This window comes from Rhodosalinus halophilus (assembly GCF_003298775.1).
GTDB lineage: Bacteria > Pseudomonadota > Alphaproteobacteria > Rhodobacterales > Rhodobacteraceae > Rhodosalinus > Rhodosalinus halophilus.
Genome location: NZ_QNTQ01000041.1, coordinates 1 through 2590, shown reverse-complemented (window position 1 = coordinate 2590; position 2590 = coordinate 1). Strand labels below are relative to the sequence as shown.

The 2590-nt window shown below is 55.8% G+C and carries 3 protein-coding genes and 1 pseudogene; 1 reads left to right on the top strand and 3 read right to left on the bottom strand.

The window, feature by feature from the left end; translation table 11 throughout:
* Window positions 1-305: 305 nt before the first annotated feature.
* Genes DRV85_RS18780 through DRV85_RS19110 form a run of 3 tightly spaced genes read right to left on the bottom strand, consistent with a single transcriptional unit; the run spans window position 306 to window position 2182 of the window.
* Window positions 306-977: an FkbM family methyltransferase gene (locus DRV85_RS18780; protein WP_158540201.1), complete on the bottom strand. Its 672-nt coding sequence runs from the start codon at window positions 975-977 to the stop codon at window positions 306-308.
* 16 nt (window positions 978-993) lie between these two features.
* Entirely contained in the window at window positions 994-1710 is a 717-nt protein-coding gene (locus tag DRV85_RS18775; RefSeq protein WP_113290999.1) for a sulfotransferase, read from the bottom strand.
* Between the two features lie 16 nt (window positions 1711-1726).
* Window positions 1727-2182, bottom strand: a complete 456-nt coding sequence (locus tag DRV85_RS19110; RefSeq protein WP_147238898.1) for a hypothetical protein — start codon at window positions 2180-2182, stop codon at window positions 1727-1729.
* A 210-nt stretch (window positions 2183-2392) separates the two neighbouring features.
* Between DRV85_RS19110 and DRV85_RS19800 the strand changes: the two are divergent.
* Window positions 2393-2561 (top strand): annotated as a pseudogene (locus DRV85_RS19800) (IS110 family transposase); the annotation flags it as partial.
* Window positions 2562-2590: the final 29 nt, after the last annotated feature.

The window sequence follows — 2590 nt, the reverse complement described above, 5'->3', positions numbered from 1 at the left end:
CCGAACATCGGGGTCAACAGCGTCAAGGGATACAGCCAGGGCGACGACCTCGGCGGCTACCTCTATGCCGACCTCTGCGCCGAGTACGAAATCGGCTAAGTCATACGACAAAGGATCGGCGCGCGGGCCGGCCCGCGCGCCGACCCCCGGCACCGCCCCTGCAAAGGGGCGGTGTTTCTTTTTGCCGCCTCCCCCGCGCCGCGCCCGGCGGCGCCGGCCCTCAGAAGATGAAATCCTCCGCCGAATAGGCCAGCCCAACGCCGATCTCCGACACCGCAATCCCCTGGAGCAGGATCCGATCGCCCTTACATCCAGTTCTTCTCTGATCTCAAGAAGGAGCCGTCGCGAACGAACGCCAAGTCCACTTGTCCAAGTGCATCGTCTCGCGGTCGATAGCTGGCGCCAAAAATCTCGTAGAGCTCGAACCCCGCGCTACGCATGTAGGCCATGATATCATAAACAAGATTGTCGGGGTTGAATAGTGAGGCTTCCACGATCACCATTTCCATTTGCGCCAATACTTGCGGCGCTCCTCTTAGCGCGCGAAGATCGCCCCCCTGCACATCAAGCTTCAGCAGCGCAGGCTGTTCAAAACTACGCCCCCCAAGAAGATCGTCAATTCTGACAATCTCAATATCGTACTCAAGATCGCCCTTGCGTCCTCCATCCAGCACGTTGATGCCTGCAAGGCTCATAGGGTTGTCGCGCACAGCGATCCGCCGCTGCGCGGGTCGCTCTCCAACTGCCTTGACATGATACTCGCCTCCAATCCGACTAGTTATCTTGCGTATTTCGGGTTCGAAATAAGGGAGCGCCTCGACCAGAACAAAAAACGCGCCGGAAAACGGGCCGTAAAGCTCTTCTGTGCCCCACGCCACACCTACATCGATCACCGTTTTGGGGCGAAAGCCCAAGCTAGAAATGTGAGCAGTAAATTCCGCGAAACTTCGTAGCTTTGCGCCGTTCAGGGCACTCATGATGCATTCCATCTCTTCATGACTTGCTCGGAATGTTGTTGTTCGACCAAGTGTAGCTATGGGGCAATTCAAGAACCTCCTCAAGGTCGTTTAGATCGTAAGAGAGTCCAACTTCGCTCAACTGCCCCAATATCTTGAGAGGGTTGCGCGTGAAATCCTCATACCTGAGAACGGTCGCCCGCGGATGATCGATCGAGAACGTTGTGGCAGTATTCTCGAATCTTAGAAAGATTCCACGTAGATTGTCGCGCTGCGGCTCGGAAAGGTTCGCAAACATTCCCGATTGCAGGACGCGCTCGAGGTCGCGAAACAAGAAAAGGAAAGCGCAGTCAGAGAGCAGTATATCGAGGAAATGCAGATAATCTTCCAAGTCTTCTTTGTATGGGTAGCGAATCTCTTTGTAGCCAACAGTATGCGGCCGCTTTCCCGCCGGACAGCTTGCGACGATTTGTCGTTCTACGGCGCGTGCAAGGTCGATCCTTAACCGTTCTTGGTCGATGGCATCGATGCCAAAAAAAGGATGGCGCGGTGTTCTAGAGGGATCCCGGCCGACTTGGATCTTCGTCGCCTCGATTACTTGGTGCGCTTTGAACAGATGGTAAACGAAGTCGCCGTTTTCGCCAGCAACGTGCACGGTTTGCGAGCGATTCAGGAGTCCCTGCAACAGCGTGGATCCGCTGCGTCCGTAAGTCAGGATGAGAAGATGGCGTGGCGGTTGTAAGTGAGTTGGCATTTCAGGCTTGTCTCGCTTAGAACTGAAGTCGGCTCGGCGTTGCGAAATGGGGGATTTCACCCGGAACCGACCCGATCAGGGTTCGCCACTGCATGAAGAATGCCGGTGCGCGAAGAAGTCGTTGAACAGGGCAATCAAAAATCCCCATAATCACCCAGAAAAGCTTTTTGGCGCGGCGCGCGCTGGGTTTTTCAAAGGCCTTCCGAGCCTCCGCCGCGCGTAACCGCTCGCCGTAGGAGCAGCAGACATTCATTTCCCGGATGGCGCTAAGATTTAGTGTGACTTTGCCTTTCATTTTGGCACTTCTTGTTTCGTGCTCGCCGCGAGCTTTGGCCGACACGCCCTCGGAGTGAGCGTCACGTCCATAGTCGTGTCGTACATTAAAGCTATGATCTCGAAGGCGTGCAGCCAGGTCAATGGGCTCATCGGCGAGCAGTCGGTCGGTGGTTACCCCGCTGTCGATCTCACTCATGTTGCGTTCCGTATGTGAACTAGCCCCCGTTGCGACCGGACACTTGGGCATTGCCATGGAGGCGTGGGCATACGCCTGAGCACGTGCTTATGTCTGAGAGAGGTTATCATGAGCTATGCCCGAATTTGATGGCGTGGATGCCCCCTCCCGACGGCATCGCAATGTGCCAATGTGAGTCGAATGAAGCGATCACAGAAGGAGAGAGCATCCATGTCCGAAGCTACCCTCATCGGCATCGATCTGGCAAAACGTGTCTTCCATCTGCACGGCGCGCGCGCCGACGGGTCTATCGTATTCCGCAAGAAGCTTTCGCGCTCAGTTCAGAGCCTCTTTGGCTCAACACCCCCGGTACGTCATCGCCATGGAGGCCTGTGTGTCGACTTAACATTCTTGGCTGACGAATGACAT